This window comes from Deinococcus multiflagellatus, from assembly GCF_020166415.1.
GTDB lineage: Bacteria > Deinococcota > Deinococci > Deinococcales > Deinococcaceae > Deinococcus > Deinococcus multiflagellatus.
The window spans coordinates 1-1,713 of record NZ_JAIQXV010000049.1 but is presented as its reverse complement, the minus strand read 5'-3'; the positions used below and the strand labels follow the sequence as shown (position 1 = coordinate 1,713).

Genomic DNA, 1,713 nt, shown 5'->3' with positions numbered 1-1,713 from the left:
GACACTGTTGGGAAACTCAGGCAATGAGCTTCACGAAGCGAGCGACACGCGTTTTTCCGCGCGGTATACCCTGTCTCCAGCCATCCAGCCGAAGCAGGTTGAGGGCAGCGGCTGTCCCCAGCGCCTGAAGTCGCATGGCGGCGTGCCCACGATACCGGGCATGTCGGAGATCACACCGCCTGACGGACTGTGACATCGTAGCCTCAATGCCGCTGCGCAACGCGTAGAGCAGCGCATGTTCGCCATTTTGGTGAGCGTCTCTTGCGGCCTGGAGGGCATGGAATTCGGGCGCTCGACGAAGCAGGAGATTCCGACCTCCCTTGTTCCGATCGGCCTTGGTGCATCGGGCACGGACTTCACAGCGTTCACAGGTGCGGCGCCGAAATTGGACAAGCACCACCGGCGTCCCCACGGCGTCGACGGTTTCCACCCAAGACTTGTTCAAGAAGCCCTGGGGACACAGGACATCATGACGTTCCCAGTCAATCCGAAAATCGCGGTGGGTGAACGCACCTTCGGTGCGTTCCTGCCAATTGTGGCGTTGACGGGGCGGACCAATCAGCGCAATACCCTGTTTTTGGCTGCTGGTCAGGAGCCCGGCGCTCATGTAGCCGCTGTCCACCAGGTGATCTGCAGGCGTCATCCCGTGGCCGATTAACCCGGTATGAATGTCTGGCAGTGCCTGAGAGTCATGCTGTGGCGCTGGGGCGAGATGAACATGCGTGATCAGTTCAGGTTGATCTGGCTCACAGGTTTCACTGAGATGCACGCGGTAGCCGTGCCATTTCGTTTCGCCCTTCGTGGCCCATCGGGTGTCTGGATCGTACGGCGACGCTGGACGCTCACTGGCTGCAATGGCGTCTGTCCACGCCACCCAGCGCAGCGCTTTTCCCTCGACATCACACAGAAACTGTTGGCTCCAGATCAACCGTAAGGTCTGCACGGCGGGCAGCTCACGCAGGTGAGCTGCCTTCTCTTGATCCAGCTGCTCCAGCAGCGCAAACCCCTCCTGGCCGATGTCTGCAGCGTATTGCTCGCGTTTGGCCTCGCCCCTGGGGAGGCGTCCCTCCTCAATCCGGTGGCCATAGCGTTTGACCAGCGACGCAGTGAGGAGCGGACGCAGCCAGTCGGGATCAGCCTTCGCCAGTTCATTCATCGCAGCCCGCATGGTCTCGCCAAGAAGTTCGAGACGGGTCAGTCGCCGCACCGCGCCAATCACATGCGTCGAATCCGTTCGCTGTTTTCCGCGCACCTTGATCCAGCCCTGCGCGATACCTTTCTGGACCAGGATATCGAGCAGGAGTCCCTCCTGCTCATGGTCCATCAAGCGGGCCCGGAAGTCACTCAACAGCGAGAAGTCGAAACCGGAATCTGTGAGCTCCAGGCCCAGCGCATACTTCCAATCCAGACGACTCCGCACCGCATCCGCCGCCTGACGATCGGGCAGGTCTTCGAGAAACTGGAACACGGTGACGAGCGCCAAACGCCAAGGGGCGACCCCTGGTCGCCCCGTCGTCGAGAACATCGTTTCAAAATCGCTGTCCTGGAACAGCGCCCCGAGTTCATCCCGGATACGCAGGTAGAGGTTCCCCTTGCGAAAGGCAGCACGAGCCACACGGGCAGTCTCTGGGGGCACTTCGCCAAATGGTGTTGGTCGCAACATGCTCTACTTTGCGCTCTTTTCCAAGACCAGCTGAGTTTCCCAACAGTGTC

The 1,713-nt window shown here is 60.6% G+C and carries 1 protein-coding gene; it reads right to left on the bottom strand.

The annotated features are described in order from the left end of the window. Positions 1–16 precede the first annotated feature (16 nt). Positions 17–1,615, bottom strand: coding sequence for an IS1182 family transposase (locus K7W41_RS23205; protein ID WP_224612906.1), 1,599 nt, complete (start codon positions 1,613–1,615; stop codon positions 17–19). Positions 1,616–1,713: the final 98 nt, after the last annotated feature.